Source organism: Streptomyces sp. UF-297, assembly GCF_058245575.1.
Genome location: NZ_JBSIBZ010000038.1, coordinates 58,138 through 77,757, shown reverse-complemented (window position 1 = coordinate 77,757; position 19,620 = coordinate 58,138). Strand labels below are relative to the sequence as shown.

The following is a 19,620-nucleotide window of genomic DNA, read 5'->3' as shown; positions in this document are numbered from 1 at the left end:
CCGGCCCCCACCCCACGAACAGAAGCGCAAGCCCGAGCCGTGCCCGGGGAGCTGGTGCCGTGTCCATCTCCCGAGCGTGACCCGGGAGCGGGGCCGGTGCCTCGCCGGTTCGGCCGAACGGACGCCGGGCACCAGCCGGGCGACGGTCCCTCAGGTACCTACTGCCGTTCCAGCGTCCACCACTGCCCGGCGCTGTCGCGGTCCTCCCACTGCTGGACGTCGGCGCCGTGCTCGGTGCTGTCCCCGGCGACCTCCAGCAGCAGGCCGCTGGCGAAGTTGACCAGGGTGAAGGTGCCGGGGGACTCCACGTGCTGCTCGAAGAGCCACTCCTGCGCGCCGTAGTTGTTGGCCTTCCACTGCTGGACGCTGGCGCCGTTCTCCGTCGAGGCGCCGGTGACGTCCAGCCGCTTGTCGCTGGCCTTGTTGGTGACGTGCCGCCAGCCGCTGCCGGGGGACACCTCCGTCACCCGCCACACCTGCGCCGGGCTCGCGTCCTCCTTGGCCTGGCGCACCTTGGCACCACTGCCCTTGCGGCCGCCCTCGACCTCCAGCACCAGCCCGCTGGCCACATTGCGCAGGAGGTACTCCCCCGCCACCGGCTCCCCCTGACCTTCCGCCGCGCCCACGCCCCCGCCTTCCGTTCCGTGCATCCGCAGATCCGTACATCCGTGCGGACGGATCGTCCGCCTGCCGACCCTACTTGTGACCGGGCAGGAATGCGCGCAGGTGGGTGAGGAGGGCGGCGGGGGCCTCCTCGGCGATGAAGTGCCCGCAGGCGGGGATCTCGGCGCCGGTGACCGCGCCGGGGTCGGCCGCGTACTCGCGCCAGATCTCCAGCGTCGGCAGCCGGGCCGGCAGTCCCTCGGCTCCCCACAGGGCCAGTACGGGAACGGTGAGGCGGCGCCCGGCGGCGAAGTCCTCCTCGTCCAGGGGGAGGTCCTGCTCCTGGGCGCGGTAGTCGTCCAGGCTCGCGCGCAGCGCTCCGGGGCGGGAGAGGGCCTCGACGTACTCGTCCACGGCCTCCTTGGTCAGCGCGTGCCGGTCATAGCTCCAGCGCTCGAAGAGGAACTCCAGATAGCCGCGGATGTCATGGGAGATCAGGCGCTCGGGCAGGTCGGGCTGCATGTGGAAGAGCCAGTGCCAGTAGCCGGCGGCCACCGTGCTGTCCAGGCGGCGGAACATCTCCCTCGTCGGCACGATGTCCAGCACCGCGATCCGCGCGACCTGGTCGGGCCGGTCCAGGGCCCAGCGGTGCGCGACCCGCGCGCCGCGGTCGTGGCCGACCACCGAGACCTCCTCCAGGCCCAGCGACGCGGTCAGTCCGGCCATGTCGGCGGCCATCCGCCGCTTGTCGTAACCGGTGGCGGGCTTGTCGCTGAGGCCGTAGCCGCGCAGGTCGGGCGCGATGACGGTGTGGTGCCGCGCCAGTTCGCCCAGCACCGGCTGCCAGCAGCGGCGGGTCTGCGGCCAGCCGTGCAGCAGCACCACCGCGGGCCCACTGCCCGCGCGGGTGTAGTGCAGCCGCACCCCGTCCACCCTGGCCACTCCGTACGTCACCTCGGGGGCAGCTCCCGCCGCGCCGCCCGCGGTGTCTCCTGTGGTCACTTCCGCCGTCATCGCCGTTCCCTCCCACAGCCGTCTATGCACTAACCCTCTTAAGGGGTTAGTAAGATAGCAGCCATGTCACCGCACGATGCATGGCTCACCTACGGCGGTCGGCCGTGCCTGGATTTCGTCAACACCCTGCGGGACCGCGCGACGGTGCCCCGCGAGACGCTGCTGGCCCCCGGCGACGTCCTGCGCTGGCTGGACTTCGCCGGCCTGCTGACCGAGGGGGTGCGCACCGAGCCCGCACAGGACCGGGCCCTGGAGGCGGCGCGGCAGCTGCGCGCGAGCGTCGACCGCGCGGTCCTGGCCGCGGCGGGCGGTCAGCTGCCCGCCCGCGCGGACGTGGCCGCCCTCAACGAGGCGGCGGCCACCCTCCCGCGCCCCGCCCCGCAACTGGCCGTCGTGCACGGCGAGCTGACGGCGGCTCCGACCACGGTGCCGGTACGGGACACCGCGGCCGGACTCGCCCTGATCGCGCACGACGCCGTGGAGCTGCTGCTCTCCCCGGAGGTGCGGCGGGTACGCATCTGCGGCGCGGACCGCTGCGCCCTGCGCTTCGTGGACCGCTCCCCCGCCCACAACCGCCGCTGGTGCTCCATGGAACGCTGCGGCAACCGCACCAAGGCCCGCCGCCATCAGGCCAGGGCACGCGAGGCGTAGGGGACGGTCTGCCCGCCCGTGGGGTGGGCCCGTCAGGTGTACGGCGCGTTCGCCGCGTCCACTCCTAAGGGGCGGGGGACGATCGGGCCGAGCCGTCCGGGCGAGGGACACGGGAGACGGGCCGTATGAAGCACTTCGCGTACATCGAGCAGATCCGGCGCCTGCGGCGCGCGGACCGGACGAACCGGATGGCGTGCCTGGCGGGCGGGGCCGGGCTGATGGCACTGGCCGTCCTCGCGCTGCCGCTGCCGGCCTCGGCCTCCGCCGGCGACGCCCCCGCGTCCGGGGCGCCGCGGACGCAGCGGCTGTATGTCGCGCCGTGGGGCGAGGACACCGGCCCGGGCTCCCACGCCAGACCGTTCGCGACCCTGGAGCGGGCGCAGCGCACCGTACGGGAGCGGACCGCGCGGATGCGCTCCGACATCGTCGTCGAGCTGCGCGGCGGGACGTACCGGCGCACCGGCCCGCTGCAGCTGTCGGCCGCCGCGGGCGACTCCGGGACCGGCGGGCACCGGGTGGTCTATCAGGCCTACGGCTACGGGACCGGCGGGCAGGAGCGGGTCACGCTCAGCGGCGGGCGGCCGGTCACGGGCTGGCGGCCGGTGGGCGGCAGCGGGCCCGGGCGGACCGGGGTGTGGCGGGCCGAGGTCGGCGGCCTGCAGAGCCGTCAGCTGTACGTGGACGGCAGGCGGGCGGAGCGTACGGCCCTGGGGCGGGGGCTGCCGGGGAAGGTGCGCAGGACCGCGTCCGGGTATGTGACCGACACGCCCCTGCCCCGCTCCTGGCGCGGTGCGCGCGACATGGAACTGCTCTACCGGGGCACCCAGGGGCCGTTGCCGTACTCCGAGGCGCGCTGCGGCATCGCCGCGATCACCGGCACCGGGCGGTCCACGACGATCACCATGGACCAGCCGTGCTGGAGCCGCCTGGCCGAGCTCTACCGCACCGAGCCGGAGGAGCCCAGCGCCCCGGCGGCTCCCACCGACGTCCTCAACAGCCCCGACTTCCTCACCCAGCCCGGCAGTTGGTATCTGGACCGGTCGCGCGCCGGGCACCACGTCGCGTACTACCTGCCGCGCCGCGGCCAGGACCCGCGCCGGTCGCGGATCGTGGCGCCGGTCGCCGAGACCCTGATCAGCGGGCGGGGCGAGCGGGCCGCACCGCTGCACGACCTCGCCTTCCGGGGGCTGGAGCTGGCCCACACCACCTGGCTCGGGCCCGACCGGCCCGGCGGCTTTCCGCACATCATCGGCAGCTGGTACTCCGGCGGCGGCGAGCGCGGACTCACGGTGCCGGGCGCCGCGTCCTTCCGCCGGGCCGAGCGGATCACCTTCGAGGGCGGACTGCTGCACCAACTGGGCGGGCAGGGCCTGGTGTTGACGGGCGGGAGCCGGAAGAACGCGCTGCGCGGCAATGCGGTGGAGGACGTGTCGGCCGGGGGCATCACGGTCGGCGTGGACGGGGACAACAGCGCCAATCTGCTCGCGGACAACCGGGTGCGGCGGGTGGGCGCGGAGTACCACGGCGGCATCGGCATCGCGGCGGAGCAGGCGCGCGGCAGCGTCATCACGCACAACGAGGTCAGCGACACGCCCTATACGGGCATCTGGGGCGAGTCGTCCACCGGACTGCGCATCACCGGCAACCGCGTACTGCGCACCGTCAAGGTGCTGCCCGACGGCGGCGGGATCTACCTGCCGTACGCACAGGGCACCTCGTTCGGCGACGGCGCGGTGGTGGACGGCAATGTCGTACAGGAGACGGGAATTCCCTATCTGGAGGGCGACGACCCGGCGGCCAGTGCGGTCTACGCGGACGTGGGCGCCGACCACGTCACCGTCACCGGCAATGTGCTGCTGCGCAACGGCCACGCGCTGGGCGGCGTCCAGCCCCGGCGGATCCGGGTCGCCCAGAATTTCTGGGACGACGCGCTGCCCAGGTGGCGGCCGGCGGGCACGCCGACGGGCGGCGTCGACATGGGGCCCAACACGCTGCTGCCGCGCACCGGTCCCATCGAGGCGTGCCGGGCCGCAGCGCAGTGCGCCCGCGCGCTGGCGGGGGCGGGGCCGCGGGGCGCTTTGCCGGGAGTGCGGTCATGAAGCCGCGGGCCGGTGAGGGCCGGCCACGGTTCCCCGCGCCTGGGCTGAGTGAAGGGGTGGGCGCGCGAGGGGAGTTGTGAGCGGGGATGTGCTTCCGGGCTCCCCCGGTAGGGCATTCCGCCGTCTGGTGCCGTGGCCGAGACTGACCGGGTCCGGCCCGGTCGTGGATCATTCGGGGGCGGTGGTAACGCCCCGGCGCGGCCCGGCGCAGCGGTGTGGAGGGCGCATGGATCGTTCCGGGGCACGCGTGGGTCCTGAGGGCGGTGTGCGCGCCAGCGCCGTCGTGGGCGATCACGGCATCACGGTCACCGCGCACCGCTCGGTGGTCACCGTCGTGGGCCCGGGGCAGTGGCCGCGGCCGGAGCGCCGCACCTGCCCGGCAGTGCCCGCGCAGGGCTGCGGGCCCGATGTCCTGGTGGGCCGGGAGCGGGAGTTGGCGGCCATCGCCCGGGCGGTGGCGGACGGCCGTCCCGTACAGGTCCACGGCCCGCCGGGCAGCGGCAAGAGCGCGCTGCTGCGGCACGCCGCCCGCACTCTGGCCGCCGAGGGGCGGCAGGTGCTGCTGCTCTCCGCCGCGCACAGCGATCCCGAGGACCTGCTCCAGGACGTCTACGAGGCCTGCTACGACACCAGCGGCCACCGCCCCCACCCGGCGGAGCTGCGGCGCCTGCTGTCCGGCCTGCGGGGGTGTCTGGTCCTGGACGATCTGGAGTGCCCGGCCGAGGCCCTGGACACGCTGCTGGAGACGGCCCCGGACGCCACCTTCCTCTTCTCCTGCGCCGAACGGGCGCTGTGGCGCGGCGGCTCGGCGCTCGCCCTGGGCGGGCTGGCGTACGAGGACGCGCTGACGCTGCTGGCCGCCCGCACGGGGCGCGAGGTACCGGCCGCCGACCTGCCGGCCGCGCAGACACTGTGGCGGGCGACCGCGGGCTCACCGCTGTGGCTGGTCCGCGCCGCGGCCGCCGCCCGCCTCCCGGAGGACGGCCCACCGCACCTGCCCCGCCCGGCCCAGCTGCGCACCCTGCTGCCCACGGCCCTGCAGCGACTCACGGGCCCGGCGCGCGACGCACTCGCCGTCCTGGCACTGCCCGGCGCCGGAATCGTCGATCCCTGCCTCTTGGCCCAACTCGTGGGCCCTTCGGGCGCGTCGGCCGGTCCGGGCCGGTCGGCCGAGGCGGACTGGGCGGCCAGTCGGGCCGCGCGGACTGCCCGGGGCGCGCAGAGGCTTCGGGAGGCGCGGACGCTTCGAGGACGAAGGGCGCTGTCCAGGCGATGCGTGAGGCATGCGGGCGGCTCGGGGAGTTGGGGGTTGCTGTTGAGGGGGTGGCGGGGTATCGCGTCGCGCCGGGCGTTGCCGGTGAACTGCCGGAGGAGTTGCGGCCGGGGGCGGCTGAGGTGGCGTACTTGGCGGGGCGGCTGCGGGGGTGGGCGGCTGCCCCGCAGCGGGCGCCGGGTGAAGTGGCCCGGCACAGTGCCCTGGTGACCGCCGTTGTCGACGCTTCGGTACGGGCCGGGCTGCCCCGGGCCGGGGCGCGGCTGGCGCGGGCGGCGGCGCCCGCCGTCGCGCGTTCCGTACGGCTGGGGGCCTGGGGGTGGATTCTGGACCGCGGCAAGGCGGCGGCCGAACATGCGCGGGACGATGAGGCGTTGGTGTACTTCAGCCATGAGGACGGGGTGCGCCGTCTGATCTCCGGGCGGCCGGTGGCCGCCGCCGCGGCCTTCGGCGCGGCGCTCGCGACCCGGCGGCGGCTGGGCGGCACCGCGGAGGAGGCCGCCCTGCACCATCTGGCGCTGTGCGGACCGCCGTCGGCCCCGAAGCCCACCGCCCGCACGGCGAAACCCGCCTCCCGTACCCGCGCGCCAGGCTCCCCCGCCGACCGCACGGGCGAGCCTGGCCCCCCCCCCCGGGACCCCGGCACGGCGGACGCCGCCACCCCGGCGGCCTCCGCCGAACCACCCCGAGCCCCGGCCCCGGCCAGGCCCCCCGCCCAGTCCGTCACCCGGCGCGCCGGCAGGTTCGTGCTCGGTGGCGGGCTGGCCGTGCTCACCGCGAGTGCGACGGTGTTCGGGATCGGGGCCGACGGTCCGGGGGTCCTGCCGTTGCACATCAAGGTCAGCACCGCCGTGCGCGGGGTGTCCGTGCCGGGAGAGCCCGAGGGGGCGTGCCGTACCGGTGAGGGCGGTACGCGGTGCAGCACCGTCGTCACCGACGCGGCGGGCGAGGGTGCGCCGGTGGCCGTACGGCCCAACGGCGAGCTGCCGCGAGGGGTCCGCTTCCTGTTCTGGGGCTGCGAGCAGGGACCGGCCGCCGAGTCGTGCACCGCGGGCGGCGACCGGGAACGCACGGTCTGCGTGACCAGCAGCAGCCGGGCGGACGCCGAGGCCCGCGCGCGCTGTGCCGAGTTGACTCAATCACCTGCTCAAAGGCGGCAGTTGGGGATGGGGGTATAGCCATGTCTCCACAGTGGGGTTATGTTGGGGTTATGGGCTAGCCCCCCCAACGTAACCCCTCCATAACCCCAGTTAGGGAGTTTCATGGTGCCGAAGATCAACATCTATCTGCCCGACGATCTGGCCGAGGCGGTCAAGGAGGCCGGGGTTCCGGTATCGGCCGTCTGCCAGCGGGCACTTGAGCAGGCGGTACGGCGAGTGGCGGCGGTGCGCGAGGCCACGCTCGGCGATGTGGAGCACCAGGAGGTCCCCGGCGACCTGGCCCGCTACACGGACCGTACGCGCGCCACCCTCCAGCTCGCCGCCGAACAGGCCAGGGACCAGGAGTCGGCGAGCGTGGGTACCGTCCATCTGCTCGGCGGCATAGTGGCCGAGGGCAACAACCTCGCGCTGCGGGTGCTGACCGCCGTGGACATCACACCCGAGCAGCTGCGGCGGGAGCTGGAGCGCCGCAGCCCCGGTACCGCCGAGCCCGACGCGTCCGACGCCGACGAGATCGCCGACGGCGCGCAACAGGACGGCGCCGCGCGGCGGTTCAGCGGACCGGCGGCGAGCGCCCTGGAGCTGGCGGTCACCGAGGCGGTCGGTCTGGGCCACAACTACGTCGGCACCGAGCATCTGCTGCTCGGTCTGATCGTCGAGCAGGACGGCGTGGCGGGCCGGATTCTGCGCTCGCTGGGCGCGGAGTACCGCCTCACCCGCCGTGCGCTCTCCGCGGCACTGGCCGGGTTCATGCACCTTCAGGCGCAGACGAAGGGCAAGGAGCAGCCGGGCGGTCCGCAGCCGGCCGATCCGCTCAATGAGCTGATCAGCGCGGTACGGCGGGAGCAGCAGCCGCTGCTGCGGCGGATCGAGCAGCTGGAGCGGCGGCTGGGCCAGGCCTGAGCGACCCGCCCGGTGTGCGCCCCTGCCCCTGCGGCCCGGTGAGGGCCGGTCGCGCTCACGCGACGGAGCCGCATACCGACGCGGCCCCGCGCTTCTCATGGGGCGCGGGGAGTCCGCTCACGAACGTCGCCCCGTCGCCCGGCGGGGTGTGCCGTACGACAAGGGTTCCGCCGTGGCACGTACCGTTGCCGCGGCCCTGCGTGCGCTCACCGCGGCGGCGCCCTGGATCGTGGACGCCTGCACCAGCTGTACGGGCGCCCAGCGCGAGCCGACCCGTGACGCTGGCGTATCTGCGCCTGCCGCAGATCTTCTTCTACGGGATGTTCACGGTGCTGGGCCAAGTCCTCACCGCGCGGCACGTTCGGGTCAATGACTCGGAGGGCTGGACGGGCGGCGGGTGCTCGCCGTCTTCGGGCGCGTGGCGCTGATCGTGGTGTCGGCCGGGTGTGCGGCGTACGTCCTGGCGGGTTTGTGCGGGCGAGTCCTGGGTAGCGGATTCGCCGGTTCACTGGCCGGAATGCTGTGTGGCGGCGCGGTGTTGACGGGCGCCGTGGTGGTGTTGCGGGTACGCGGGTGGCCTCTGGGGCGGCGGGCGGGGCCGGGGGCACGGGCGAGGCGGAAGGGATCGGCGGCACGGGCGCGGGGGCGGCGGATTTGCCCCCTTGAGTGCGCCGCCCGCAGCCGATTAGGTGGAGTCCGGCAATCCCGCCGCGCCCGAGGGGAGTTGGACGCCATGCCCGTACGCCCGGCCGTCTCGGAGGCGGAGTTGGAGGCGCATCTGCGCGGGATATGTTTCAAGACGGGACCGCCGCGCCATGTGGGCGTCGAGCTCGAATGGCTGGTGCACGACGCCAGGAACCCCCGATGTCCGCTGGAGCCGGACCGCCTGCGCTCGGCCGTCCGCGCCCTGCGCGCGCTGCCGCTGCACTCCTCGCTCACCTTCGAGCCGGGCGGCCAGGTGGAGCTCAGCTCTCTGCCCGCCACCTCCCTCACCGAGTGCGTACAGCGGATGTCCGCCGATCTCGCGCTGGTCCGCCCCCTGATGCGGGAGCTGGGCCTGGGCCTGGCGGGCCACGGCCACAACCCCTGGCACTCCCCCAACTTCCTGGTCCGCGAGCCGCGGTACGAGACCATGGAGCGCTATCACGGCCGCTGGGGCTCGGCCGGGATCACCATGATGTGCAACACCGCCTCGGTCCAGGTGTGCCTGGACTCCGGCTACGAGGAGCCGGGCCCGCTGGGGTACGCACGGCGCTGGAAGCTGGCCCATCTGCTGGGCCCCGTACTGAGCGCCGCGTTCGCCAACTCGCCGGTCAGCGAGGGCTGCCCGACCGGCTACCGCAGCACCCGGCAGACCCTGTGGACCCAGATGGACCCCTCGCGCACCCTCGCCCCGGCCAACGGCGCCGATCTGCGCTCCGGCTGGGCCGACTACGCCCTGGACGCCACCGTGCTGTGCGTACGCGACGACGAGAAGCCCTGGGACGCGCCCGAGGGGATGACGCTGCGCGACTGGGCCCGCGGCGGAGGCCCGCGCCCGCTCACCACGCAGGACGCCGAATACCACCTCAGCACGCTCTTCCCGCCGGTGCGGCCGCGCGGCTATCTGGAGCTGCGCATGATCGACGCGCAGCCGGGCGAGACGGGGTGGACGGTGCCGCTGGCGGTGGCCACCGCCCTGTTCGACGACCCCGCGGCGGCCGAGAGCGTCTACCGGATCGTCAAACCCCTTGCGGAGACCGCCGGTTCACGGCCCGCGCCGCGCAATCCGCTGTGGCGGCACGCCGCCCGCCGCGGACTGACCGACCCGGAGCTGCGGGCGGTGGCCCCGGCCTGCTTCGCCGTAGCCCGCGAGGCACTGCCCCGGATCGGCGCCCCGGACCAGGTGCTGGCGGCCGTCGACGACTTCACCGCGCGCTATGTGGACCGCGGCCGATGTCCCGCCGACGACCTCCTGGACTCCCTGGACGCCCGCGAGCCCGCCACCGGGAAGGACGCTCTGTGACCACCGATCCCGAAACACTGCGGGAGCGTGCGGCGGCCGCCCTGCTGACCGCGCGCAACCGCACACTGCTGCTGACCTCCTGCGTCGACGAGGCCGATCTCCTCGCCCAGCACTCCCCCTTGATGTCACCCCTGGTGTGGGACCTGGCCCACATCGGCAACCAGGAGGAGCAGTGGCTACTGCGCGCCGTCGGGCACCGCGCAGCCCTGCGCCCCGACATCGACGCGGTCTACGACGCCTTCGAGCACCCGCGCGCCTCCCGTACGGCGCTGCCGCTGCTCTCGCCCGCCGAGGCCCGGCGCTATCTCGCCGAGGTCCGCGAGCAGGTCCTGGACGTGCTGGACCACATACCGCTGTCCGCCGACAACCCCCTGGTGCGGTCCGCTTTCGCCTTCGGGATGATCGCCCAGCACGAGCAGCAGCACGACGAGACCATGCTGATCACCCACAACCTGCGGCGCGGCCCCGCCGCGCTGAGCGCGCCCGAGCCGCCGGTCACCTCCGACGGCATCCTGCCCAGCGAAGTCCTGGTCCCCGGCGGCCCGTTCACCATGGGGACCACCGCCGACCCGTGGGCGCTGGACAACGAGCGGCCCGCGCACCGCCGGCTGCTGCCGTCCTTCCTCATCGACACCACACCGGTGAGCAACGGCGCCTACCAGGGCTTCATCGACGACGGGGGCTACCGCGAGCCGCGCTGGTGGGCGCCCGAGGGCTGGCAGTACGTGCGCGAACACGACCTGGTGGCGCCATTGTTCTGGCGCCGCGTGGGCGGGCGGTGGCTGCGCCGCCGGTTCGGGGTCACCGAGCCCGTCCCCCCGGACGAGCCCGTGCTGCATGTGAGCTGGTACGAGGCGGACGCCTACGCCCGCTGGGCGGGGCGGCGGCTGCCGACCGAGGCGGAGTGGGAGAAGGCCGCCCGGCACGACCCGGGCAGCGGCCGCTCGCTGCGCTACCCCTGGGGCGACCAGGAACCCACCCCCAAGCACGCCAACCTGGGCCAGCGCCATCTGCGCCCGGCCGTCATCGGCAGCTATCCGGACGGCGAATCGCCGCTGGGGGTACGCCAGTTGCTGGGCGATGTGTGGGAGTGGACGGCCGGCGAGTTCCTGCCCTACCCGGGGTTCGCGCCGTTCCCCTACCGGGAGTACTCCGAGGTGTTCTTCGGCGGCCCCTACAAGGTCCTGCGCGGCGGGTCCTTCGCCGTGGACCCGGTGGCCTGCCGCAGCACCTTCCGCAACTGGGACCTGCCGGTGCGCCGCCAGATCTTCGCCGGATTCCGCACCGCCCGCGACGCCGAGCCGGACTGATGTGCCGTCATATCGCTTACCTGGGACCGCAGATCGCTTTAGGTGAGGTGCTCGTACGGCCCGCGCACGCCCTGTACCGGCAGTCCTGGGCGCCGCGCCACCAGCGCCACGGCACGGTCAACGCCGACGGGTTCGGGGTGGGGTGGTACGCGCCGCAGGACCCGGTGCCGGCCCGCTACCGCCGCGCGGGCCCCATCTGGGCCGATGCCTCCTTCGCCGACCTGGCCCGGGTGGTGCGCACCGGCGCGCTGCTGGCCGCCGTACGCGACGCCACACTGGCCGGCGCCGATGCCGAGGCGGCCAGCGCGCCCTTCGCCACCGGGCGCTGGCTGTTCAGCCACAACGGTGCGCTGCGCGGCTGGCCCGGCTCCCTGGCGGACCTCGCCGCACGGCTGCCGCCACAGGAACTGCTGAGTCTTCAGGCCGGCTGCGACTCGGCGTTCGTGTGGGCGCTGGTGCACCACCGGCTGGCCCAGGGCGCCGAGCCGCCCGAGGCGCTGGCCGACACCGTGGCCGAGGTGGCCGCCGCCGCCCCCGGATCGCGGCTGAACCTGCTGCTCACCGACGGCACGACCATCGCCGCCACCACCTGGGGCGACACCCTCTTCTGCCGCGCCGAGCCGGGCCGCAGCACCACCGTCGCCTCCGAGCCCTACGACGACTCGCCCGCCTGGCGCGAGATCCCCGACCGCACCCTGCTGGCCGCCACCCCCGACGATGTGCTTCTCACCCCGCTCAAGGAGTCAGCTGCGTGAGCCCCCTCGCCGTCACCCGTACGCTGCCCGCCGACGCCACCGCCGCAGCCCTGCGTGCCGATGTCGTCCACGGCCTGACCCGCAGCCCCAAGGAGCTGCCGCCCAAGTGGTTCTACGACGCCCACGGCAGCGAGCTGTTCGACCGGATCACCCGGCTCGCGGAGTACTACCCCACCCGCGCCGAGCGGGAGATCCTGCTCACCCGCGCCGCCCACATCGCCGCGGCCACCGGCGCCCGCACCCTGATCGAGCTGGGCTCGGGCTCCTCCGACAAGACCCGCCATCTCATCGGCGCCCTGCCCGGGCTGCACACCTACGTACCCGTCGACGTCAGCGAGAGCGCGCTGGCCGCCGCGGGGAATTCGCTGCTCCAGGAGCTCCCGGGCCTGAACGTGCACGCGCTGGTCGCCGACTTCCAGGGCGGTTTCGCGCTGCCCGAGACCCCCGGCCCGCGGCTGCTGGCCTTCCTCGGCGGCACCATCGGCAATCTGCTGCCCGGCGAGCGCGCCGCCTTCCTGCGCTCGGTGCACGCTCTGCTCGCCCCGGGCGACGCGCTGCTGCTGGGCACCGACCTGGTCAAGGACGAGCCCACGCTGGTGGCCGCCTACGACGATCCGCGCGGGGTGACGGCACAGTTCAACAAGAACGTGCTGTCCGTCATCAACCGCGAACTGGGCGCGGACTTCGACCCGGACGACTTCGCGCACATCGCCCTGTGGGACGCGCGCCGGGAGTGGATCGAGATGCGGCTGCGGGCCCGCACGGAGCTGACCGTGAAGATTCCCGCGCTGGATCTCGTGGTGCCCTTCGCGCCGGGCGAGGAGCTGCGCACCGAGGTCTCCGCGAAGTTCCGCGAGGCGGGGGTACGCGCCGAACTGGCCGCCGCCGGGCTGGATCTGCGGCAGTGGTGGACCGACAGCCTGGGACGTTTCGCACTGTCGCTGTCGCTGCGGGCCTGAGGGCCTCAGGCCCGCGCCGCGCCGCAGCGCACCGGCAGGTGCTTGAGTCCGTTTTGGAAGTTGGAGACGAGCCTGACCGGTTCCCCGGCGAGTTCGAGGCCGGGGAGCAGGTCCAGGACGTGCCGCAGCACGGACCGCATCTGGAGCCGGGCGAGATGGGCGCCCAGGCAGATGTGCGGTCCGAAGCCGAAGCTGAGGTGCTCGTTGGGGGTGCGGGCGATGTCGAAGCGGTCGGGGTCGGCGAAGACCGCGGCGTCGCGGTTGGCGGAGGCGTGGTAGACCACGACCTTCTGACCGCGCCGGATGCGCTGCCCGCCCAGCTCGGTGTCCGCGGCGGCGGTGCGCCGGAAGTCCATCACCGGCGGCCAGTACCGCAGCATCTCCTCGACCGCAGACGGCACCAAGTCCGCATCCCTGCGCAGCCGTTCGAACTGCTCGGGGTGGCTTATGAGGGTGAGCAGGCCGCCGGGTATGCCGTTGCGCAGCGTCTCGTTCCCGGCCACCGCGAACAGGAAGAACATGTTCTCGAACTCTGCGCGGCCGAGCCCGCCCGCCCGCATATGGGCCATGACGCTACCGGGGCGCGGACGGTCGGCCAGCGCGTGCGCGTAGGCGAACATGTCCGCGAGGGCCTCACGGGAGCGCGGGTTGACCGGGCGCCCGTCCGGGCCCGTCAGGGTCGCCGGGCGGTGCGCCAGCGCGGCCCGGCCCATCTCGCTGAGCACGGCCGGGTCCGCGGTGCTCAACTCGGCGTACTCCGCGTCCTGGTAGCCGATCACGCGGCTGGACCAGTCGAAGAGCAGCGCACGGTCCCCTTCGGGCACGCCCATCACGTGCGCCAGGGTCCACACCGGCAGGTCGGCGGCCACCTCCACGAAGTCCCCGCCGCCCGCCTCGGCCACGCCCTCCACGAGCGTGCGCGCCCGGGCATCGATGGTCTGCGCCAACTCCCGTACGGCGCGCGGGGTGAAGGCCGCCGCGACGACCTTGCGCAGCCGCGCGTGCCCCGGCGGGTCCTGGTTGAGCATCATGGCCCGTACGAAGTCGAGGTCGCGCTCGGTATCGGGGTCGCGTATCTGCGTGGCCCCCAGGTACGAGGAGTACACCTGAGGGGTGCGCAGCACCTGCTTGACGTCGGCGTGCCGCAGCACCGCCCAATAGCCGCTCCCCGGCGGCCAGTTCGCCACGGCCGGCTCCTCGATCCAGCACACCGGCGCGCTCTCGCGCAGCTCCCGCAAGAGCGCGTGCGGGACCCCGGCCGCGTACGTCTGCGGAGTGAAGATCTCGACTGCTCGCACGGATGTGACCGTACGCCCATTCCACCCATTGGGGGAATCACGCCGGTTCACCCCGCGCGCCCGCGCGCGCCCGCGCAAGATCGGCGGCGTGTACGGATCACAACGTGCGGCACTGGCCCTCGCGGCCGCCGCTTTAGCCACTGGGACGACCCTGCTGTGGTCCCCCGCCACCCATGCCAACGGGGGCGGCAACGGCGGTGACAACTGCTCGTATCAGGGCGTGCGTCCACCCGCCCGCCCGCCGACCGGCATCCCCATGCCACCGGGCTGGTCCTTCCCCTGCACCACCCCCGCACCGCAGCCCACGCCCACCCCCACCCCGCCCCGGCCGCCCGACCCCAAGCCTCCGGAGCGGCCCACCCCGCCCGAGCCGCCCAAACCTCCCCCGCCTCCGCCGCCGCCACCGCCCGAGCCCGTGGAACCGCCGACCCGGCCCTCACCCCAGCCCGTCGCACCGGCTCCCGCGCCGCCGCCCCCGCCCACGGCCGCACCCCCGCAGCCGTCCCCCCAGCCCGCCCCGTCCTTCCGCACCCCGCCGCCCCGGCCCACTCCCTCGGTACGCATCGCCCGCGGCTACCACGCCTCCGCGCGCAAGCCCGCCGAGGAGGGCTCGCTGGTGACCACCACCTTGCTCATCACCGCCCCGGCCGTGCTGGCCGCCGCCGCGCTGCGCCCCCGCTCGCAGTCCTCGTCCGGTTCCGGCAACCGCCGCTCTTCTTAGCCCACTTCGGAGGAATTCATGTCGGAATGGCTGGTACTGCTCCTGGCCATGCTCACCGTCTGCGGCGTCGTCCTGGCGGTGACCGTGCTCAGGCACCGGCGCATCGCCGAGGACGACGACACGTCCGGCACGCCGGATGTCTTCGAGTACATGACGATGATGGTGGGCGTGGTCTACGCGATCGTGCTGGGCCTGGCCATCGCCGGTGTCTGGGAGGCGCGCGGCGCCGCCGAGGACACCGTACGGACCGAGGCGCAGGCCCTGCACGAGATCAGCGAGCGGGCGCGGGTCTACCCCGCACCCGTACGTGATCACATTCGCAGCGATATCAACGCGTACGTCACTTATGTCGTGAAGAAGGAATGGCCGGTGATGGCCGAGGAGGGGCAATTGACCGATCGTGGCACGGCGTTGCTGGAGAAGGTGCGCGCCGATGTCACCGACTACCGTCCCGCCAATGATTTCGAGGGGCAGTCCTACCAGCCCCTGCTGGACCAAGTGGCCATCGCGGACGATGCCCGCAACGCCCGTGGGGAGAGCGCGGGTTCGACCATGCCGGGGGTGGTGTGGTTCGGTCTGCTCGCGGGCGGTGCCGCCACCATCGGCGTCGTCTTCATGCTCCAGATCCGCCGCTCGGGACGGGAGCTGGTGATGGCGGGCCTGTTCAGCGCGCTGATCGCCTTCCTCCTCTTCCTGGTCTGGGACTTCGACGCCCCCTTCAGCCGCGGTCTGTCGGCGGACGCGGGGGCGTTCTACGCCCTCTTCCCGGCAGTCTGACCCCGGCCGCTCCCCTTCCCGGGCCCCGTCAGCCGTTGTGCGCGGTGCCCGGGGCGGCGTACTCCTCGATGAGCGCGGCCAGTTCGGCGGGCGCGGACAGGAACGGGGAGTGTCCGGTGGGCAGCGCGAGGATGGTGCCGGCCCTGGCCGCCATCCGGCGCTGGTCGGCCACGGCCAGCGCCTGGTCCTTCTCGCAGATCACATACGTGGTGGGGACGGTGCGCCAGCCCGCGGTGGTCTGCGCGTCGGTGACCGCCCGCAGGCTCTGCGGGCTCAGCCGGTCGATCGCCCACCGGGCCTGCTCCTCGGTCAGATCGCCGTACAGGTACTGGTGGGGGTCCTCCGGGGGCGGCATCAGCTCGCCCGGCTCACCCGGCGGCCTGCTCAGCAGCGACTCCCCCACCTCCAGCAGGAAAGCGCTCAGATAGATCAGGCGCGCCACGTTGCCCGCGCCGGACACGGCCTCGGTGGCGGGTATCCCGCCGTAGGAGTGCGCCAGGACCACCACGGGGCCGTCGAGTTTTGCCAGTGCCGCGCGGATCGCTTTCGCGTCGTCCTGCATCCCGTACTCGCCGGCGCGGGGCGAGGAGGTGGGGAGGTCGACGGTGTGGACGTGCCAGCCGGTGGCGGTGAGTTCGGGTATCAGCCGCTCCCAGCACCAGGAGGCGTGCCAGGAGCCGTGGACGAGCAGTAAGTGCGCGGGGGTGGTGGCGGGCATCCGTATCAGCTCCGGGGGTGGTGGCGGTCGGGGAGTTCGATTGTGCAAGGCGTCCTGGTGACCGGTGGCACCGGGTCAGTGCCTGGTGGCCGGGGGCAGGCCGGCGTGGAGTTCGGCGCGTGCGGTGCGTACCTCCTCCATGGCCTGACAGTGGCCGCCGTCGCGGGCGCAGCGCTCGGCGCGGTCCAGGAGGGCTGCCGCGGCGGCCGGTTCGCCGGCGGTGCGGACGCGGGCCAGGGCGACCAGGGCGAAGGCGAGGGCGGTGCCACCGAAGGGCTCGGCCAGCTCGGTGGCGGCGGTGGCCAGCCGCTCGGCCTCCGGCATCTCGCCGAGCAGGAGGTGGAGTTCGGCGAGGTTGGCGCGTTCGAAGGCGGTGGCGGTGGGGCGGCCCGCCTGCTCGGCCAGGGCCAGGGCGCGCCTGCCGTGCTCCAGCGCCTGGCGGTGGCGGCCCGCCCGGCGGGCGTTCTCACGCAGTACGGAAAGGACATGGGCCAGCAGGGCCGGATCGCCCGACCGCTCGGCGGGCCCCAGCGCCCGTTCGGCCGGGCCCATCGCCGCGGCGGGATCGCCCAGCAGCCCCAGGCAGACGGCCTGTTGTGCGAAGGAGCGGGCCAGTACGGCGGGGCATCCGGGCTCCGGCACGGCCTCGGCCGCCCGCTGTGCCGTACGGGCCGCGGCCAGCGCCGGCGCGTACTCGCCCGTATAGAACAGCACCATCGCCCGCGCCATGTGGTGCGCCGCCGCGACGTCGGGCGCGGCGCCCGGGCCCGGCGGGTGGGCCTCCAGCGCCTCGTGGGCCTCACGGGCCGGGCGGGCGCGGGCCAGGACCTCCGCGAGCCGGGCGGCGGCCAGCGCACAGGCATCGGCCCTGCCCTGGAGTTCGTAGGAGGCCAGGGCCTCGCGCAGGACGCGGACGGCCTCCTCGTAGCGGCCCGCACGGTCCAGGGACTGCGCCCACTCCAGCCGGACCCGCGCCGCGTCGTCCTCGGCCCCGCCGGAAGGCAGGGCGCGGCCGGGCCCGCCCTGGAGCGCGGCGCGATGGAGCCGTTCGGTCCGCGGACCGGGGGCCGTGCCGGGCCCGGCGCGCAGGGCCGCCGCGCACGCCCGGTACTGCCGTACGGCCTTCTGGCACAGCCCCTGCCGCAGGTAGGCGTCCATCAGGATCCGGTGCACGCGCTCGTCGGCGGGGGTGTCCTCCAGTGCGCGGCGGGCGGTGGCCGCCGCCTGGTCCGTCTCGCCTGCGGCCAGTTGGGCCTCGGCCAGGGCGGGGCGGAGCCGGTCGCGCAGGTGGGCGAGGCGGGTGCGGTGCGGCTCGGCCCACGGCGCATAGGTGTCCTCGGGGAGCAGTTCGCCGCCGAACAGGTCCAGCGCGGCGGCCAGTTCGGGCACCGTGCCGCCGTCCAGGGCGTGCTCGGCGCGCGCCACGGCGTGGTCGGTGTCCACCCACACCGCGTGCGGGGCTAGCCGCAGCAGCGCGCCGTCGCCGATGAGGTAGGAGGAGGCGGCGCGGGGCCGGAGTTCGGGTTCCAGGGCGTGCCGGGCGGCGTGCAGGGCGACCCGCAGGCTGCGCAGCGCGGCGGCCAGTTCGGCGTACGGCCAGCACACGGCCATGAGGTGTTCTCGGTGCAACTGGTGCCCGGGGGCGAGGGCGAGCAGCTTGACCAGGGTGCGCGCGCTGGGCCGCGGCCAGCGCTCGGCGGGCGGCACTCCGCCTTCTCTGACCACCCGGAACCCGCCCAGCAGATGGACACGGAGCAGCGGAGGAGCGTCGGCCGGGCTCCCCTGGCTCTCGTACGCGCGTGCTACCGGGCCCATAAGGGCAGCCACTGTAACCCCTGCCCGGACAGGGCTTGTTACGGGCGGATTACTGGCCGGAAATCGACGGTGGCAGCGGCACGTCACAGGGGTGCGGGGGCGGGCTTCGGGTCAAAGTCGCCCGGCCGGTGTCCTGGCCGCGGGATGCGCGTTGACCAGGGACGGAGCCGATCCGCAGGATATGGCCGAACCTCGCGGTCCCCCCTCGGTCGACCCCCTCGATCCGTACCGCCCGCTCCCAGGAGGAAGTGTGAAGCGTTCCCACGCAATCGGCGTCGGCGTCCTGTTGCTGCTCTCCGGCACCGCTGTCGCGGCCAACGCGGCCGGCTCCCCCGCCCCCGGTGGCGCCGCTGCGCGCCAGTCCGCCGACGCCGCCTGGTGCAAGCGGCAGGGCGGCGTCGCGCAGAAGCAGGTGCCGTACTACACCAAGACCGGTACGCAGATGGTCCAGCTGGGCGGCGAGCGGGAGATGTGCACCTTCACCGCGAAGGACGGCTCCCGGATCGCCGTCGGCGCCGACACCCTGGCCGCCGACAAACCGACCCTGGCCGCCCTCGCCTACCTCCACAAGCCCGCCGACCCGGGCGGCAAGCCGGGCAACCCGTCCATCGGCTACTGCCAGTCCCTCAACGGCACGGCGATGTACGGCCCCGGGCCGACCGACGGCGGCGGCTGGGCCGCGCCGGGCGAGACCAACCCCGAAAAGGCCATCGCCGCCTGCATGTTCGGGGACGGTTCGCTGATCGACGCGTGGGGGCTGAAGTACCACACGGGAGGCGTGATCCGGGGCGCCGACCTGACGAAGAAGTTCCGGGCCCACATCCCACTGCGCTGACGGGGGACGTAGCGCCGGGGGGCGGCATCGGGCGCTACGCGGAGCCACCGCTGCGTGGCGTCGGTGCTACGCAGCGGTGGCGCGCAGGAAGAACAGCGGCGGGCGGCATCCGGGAAACGCATGGAGGAATTCCGGACGCGGCCCCGCGCCCGCCACGGCGGCGCGCACCTCTCCGGGCGAGTGTGCCCAGGGGTGCGCGCCGCCCGGCGCCTTGGACGCCGGGCCCGGTAGGGCGGGGAGGCCCGTACCGGGTCCGGTCATGAAGTCGGTGACGTAGAGGCGGGCGCCCACGGTGAGGCAGCGGGCGGCGGCCGCGGCCCAGTGGCCGAGGTCCGGCAGCCAGGCCGGCGAGCCGGACGGGACATAGCCGACGTCGAAGCGGCGGTCCAGGCGGCGGGGCAACTCATACACCTCGGCCCAGACAGCGGGGCAACTCATACACCTCGGCCCAGACAGCGGGGCAACTCATACACCTCGGCCCAGACGAACTCCGCCGGGAACCCGGCCAGTTCGGCGAGGCCGCGGTGGCCACCGCGGGGGTGCCCACCGAACGGGTCGCGCCTGGCCCGGGCGTCCCACAGCGCCCGGTCGCGGGCGGCCCAGTACGGCGGGCCGCCGCCCTGGCGCGGCGTGGGGTCGGCGCCCCGCGCGGAGCCGTGCGCGGCGCGGGGCGGGGCGGTCGCGTGTCGGACGTCCTCGTGCGTCTGCGTCACGCCGCTCGCTG

Annotated in this window: 20 protein-coding genes; 13 read left to right on the top strand and 7 right to left on the bottom strand. The window is 74.3% G+C overall.

What is annotated here, in order from left to right:
• Positions 1–158: 158 nt before the first annotated feature.
• Together AC4IJH_RS22080 and AC4IJH_RS22075 are read right to left on the bottom strand one after the other, a co-directional pair.
• A complete protein-coding gene (locus tag AC4IJH_RS22080) occupies positions 159–650 on the bottom strand; it encodes an RICIN domain-containing protein (RefSeq protein WP_490853537.1) in 492 nt (163 codons plus the stop codon).
• 46 nt (positions 651–696) lie between these two features.
• On the bottom strand, positions 697–1,617 hold the full coding sequence (locus AC4IJH_RS22075) for an alpha/beta fold hydrolase (protein WP_490853536.1): 921 nt from the start codon (positions 1,615–1,617) through the stop codon (positions 697–699).
• Positions 1,618–1,680: 63 nt separating this feature from the next.
• Between AC4IJH_RS22075 and AC4IJH_RS22070 the strand changes: the two genes are divergently transcribed.
• The 10 genes from AC4IJH_RS22070 to egtD all read left to right on the top strand — a co-directional run bounded on the left by AC4IJH_RS22070 (position 1,681) and on the right by egtD (position 12,732).
• Positions 1,681–2,268 (top strand): CGNR zinc finger domain-containing protein, encoded by a 588-nt coding sequence (locus AC4IJH_RS22070; RefSeq protein WP_490853535.1) that lies wholly within the window; start codon positions 1,681–1,683, stop codon positions 2,266–2,268.
• A gap of 125 nt (positions 2,269–2,393) precedes the next feature.
• The gene (locus tag AC4IJH_RS22065; RefSeq protein ID WP_490853534.1) at positions 2,394–4,367 is read left to right on the top strand and encodes a right-handed parallel beta-helix repeat-containing protein; all 1,974 of its coding nucleotides are present in this window, start codon (positions 2,394–2,396) and stop codon (positions 4,365–4,367) included.
• A 226-nt stretch (positions 4,368–4,593) separates the two neighbouring features.
• The gene (locus AC4IJH_RS22060) at positions 4,594–5,850 is read left to right on the top strand and encodes an ATP-binding protein (protein WP_490853533.1); all 1,257 of its coding nucleotides are present in this window, start codon (positions 4,594–4,596) and stop codon (positions 5,848–5,850) included.
• Entirely contained in the window at positions 5,847–6,818 is a 972-nt protein-coding gene (locus AC4IJH_RS22055) for a hypothetical protein (RefSeq protein WP_490853532.1), read from the top strand. The genes AC4IJH_RS22060 and AC4IJH_RS22055 overlap by 4 nt, the downstream gene beginning before the upstream one ends.
• An 84-nt stretch (positions 6,819–6,902) precedes the next feature.
• Complete coding sequence (locus AC4IJH_RS22050; RefSeq protein ID WP_490853531.1) at positions 6,903–7,703, top strand: Clp protease N-terminal domain-containing protein; 801 nt, start codon at positions 6,903–6,905, stop codon at positions 7,701–7,703.
• Between the two features lie 275 nt (positions 7,704–7,978).
• Positions 7,979–8,131: a hypothetical protein gene (locus AC4IJH_RS22045; protein WP_490853530.1), complete on the top strand. Its 153-nt coding sequence runs from the start codon at positions 7,979–7,981 to the stop codon at positions 8,129–8,131.
• A gap of 305 nt (positions 8,132–8,436) precedes the next feature.
• Entirely contained in the window at positions 8,437–9,708 is a 1,272-nt protein-coding gene (gene egtA / locus AC4IJH_RS22040) for an ergothioneine biosynthesis glutamate--cysteine ligase EgtA (RefSeq protein ID WP_490853529.1), read from the top strand.
• Positions 9,705–11,018 (top strand): ergothioneine biosynthesis protein EgtB, encoded by a 1,314-nt coding sequence (gene egtB / locus AC4IJH_RS22035; protein ID WP_490853528.1) that lies wholly within the window; start codon positions 9,705–9,707, stop codon positions 11,016–11,018. The genes egtA and egtB overlap by 4 nt, the downstream gene beginning before the upstream one ends.
• On the top strand, positions 11,018–11,773 hold the full coding sequence (egtC, locus tag AC4IJH_RS22030) for an ergothioneine biosynthesis protein EgtC (RefSeq protein ID WP_490853527.1): 756 nt from the start codon (positions 11,018–11,020) through the stop codon (positions 11,771–11,773). The genes egtB and egtC overlap by 1 nt, the downstream gene beginning before the upstream one ends.
• Complete coding sequence (gene egtD / locus AC4IJH_RS22025) at positions 11,770–12,732, top strand: L-histidine N(alpha)-methyltransferase (protein ID WP_490853526.1); 963 nt, start codon at positions 11,770–11,772, stop codon at positions 12,730–12,732. Before egtC ends, egtD begins: the two co-directional genes overlap by 4 nt.
• A 5-nt stretch (positions 12,733–12,737) precedes the next feature.
• Here the strand turns inward: egtD and AC4IJH_RS22020 are convergent, their stop codons facing one another.
• Complete coding sequence (locus tag AC4IJH_RS22020; protein WP_490853525.1) at positions 12,738–14,030, bottom strand: cytochrome P450; 1,293 nt, start codon at positions 14,028–14,030, stop codon at positions 12,738–12,740.
• An 88-nt stretch (positions 14,031–14,118) separates the two neighbouring features.
• Here AC4IJH_RS22020 and AC4IJH_RS22015 point away from each other — a divergent pair, with 88 nt between their 5' ends.
• Both AC4IJH_RS22015 and AC4IJH_RS22010 read left to right on the top strand, forming a co-directional pair.
• Entirely contained in the window at positions 14,119–14,751 is a 633-nt protein-coding gene (locus AC4IJH_RS22015; protein ID WP_490853524.1) for a hypothetical protein, read from the top strand.
• An 18-nt stretch (positions 14,752–14,769) separates the two neighbouring features.
• On the top strand, positions 14,770–15,528 hold the full coding sequence (locus tag AC4IJH_RS22010) for a bestrophin-like domain (RefSeq protein ID WP_490853523.1): 759 nt from the start codon (positions 14,770–14,772) through the stop codon (positions 15,526–15,528).
• A 28-nt stretch (positions 15,529–15,556) separates the two neighbouring features.
• Here the strand turns inward: AC4IJH_RS22010 and AC4IJH_RS22005 are convergent, their stop codons facing one another.
• Together AC4IJH_RS22005 and AC4IJH_RS22000 are read right to left on the bottom strand one after the other, a co-directional pair.
• Positions 15,557–16,246, bottom strand: coding sequence for an alpha/beta fold hydrolase (locus tag AC4IJH_RS22005; RefSeq protein ID WP_490853522.1), 690 nt, complete (start codon positions 16,244–16,246; stop codon positions 15,557–15,559).
• A gap of 75 nt (positions 16,247–16,321) precedes the next feature.
• On the bottom strand, positions 16,322–18,061 hold the full coding sequence (locus AC4IJH_RS22000; protein WP_490853521.1) for an AfsR/SARP family transcriptional regulator: 1,740 nt from the start codon (positions 18,059–18,061) through the stop codon (positions 16,322–16,324).
• A 250-nt stretch (positions 18,062–18,311) separates the two neighbouring features.
• Between AC4IJH_RS22000 and AC4IJH_RS21995 the strand changes: the two genes are divergently transcribed.
• Positions 18,312–18,896, top strand: coding sequence for a hypothetical protein (locus tag AC4IJH_RS21995; RefSeq protein ID WP_490853520.1), 585 nt, complete (start codon positions 18,312–18,314; stop codon positions 18,894–18,896).
• Between the two features lie 66 nt (positions 18,897–18,962).
• On the opposite strand, the gene AC4IJH_RS21990 is transcribed toward AC4IJH_RS21995, so the two are convergent.
• Both AC4IJH_RS21990 and AC4IJH_RS21985 read right to left on the bottom strand, forming a co-directional pair.
• Positions 18,963–19,298: a hypothetical protein gene (locus AC4IJH_RS21990; RefSeq protein ID WP_490853519.1), complete on the bottom strand. Its 336-nt coding sequence runs from the start codon at positions 19,296–19,298 to the stop codon at positions 18,963–18,965.
• Between the two features lie 32 nt (positions 19,299–19,330).
• On the bottom strand, positions 19,331–19,609 hold the full coding sequence (locus tag AC4IJH_RS21985) for a hypothetical protein (RefSeq protein WP_490853518.1): 279 nt from the start codon (positions 19,607–19,609) through the stop codon (positions 19,331–19,333).
• Between the last annotated feature and the right edge of the window lie 11 nt (positions 19,610–19,620).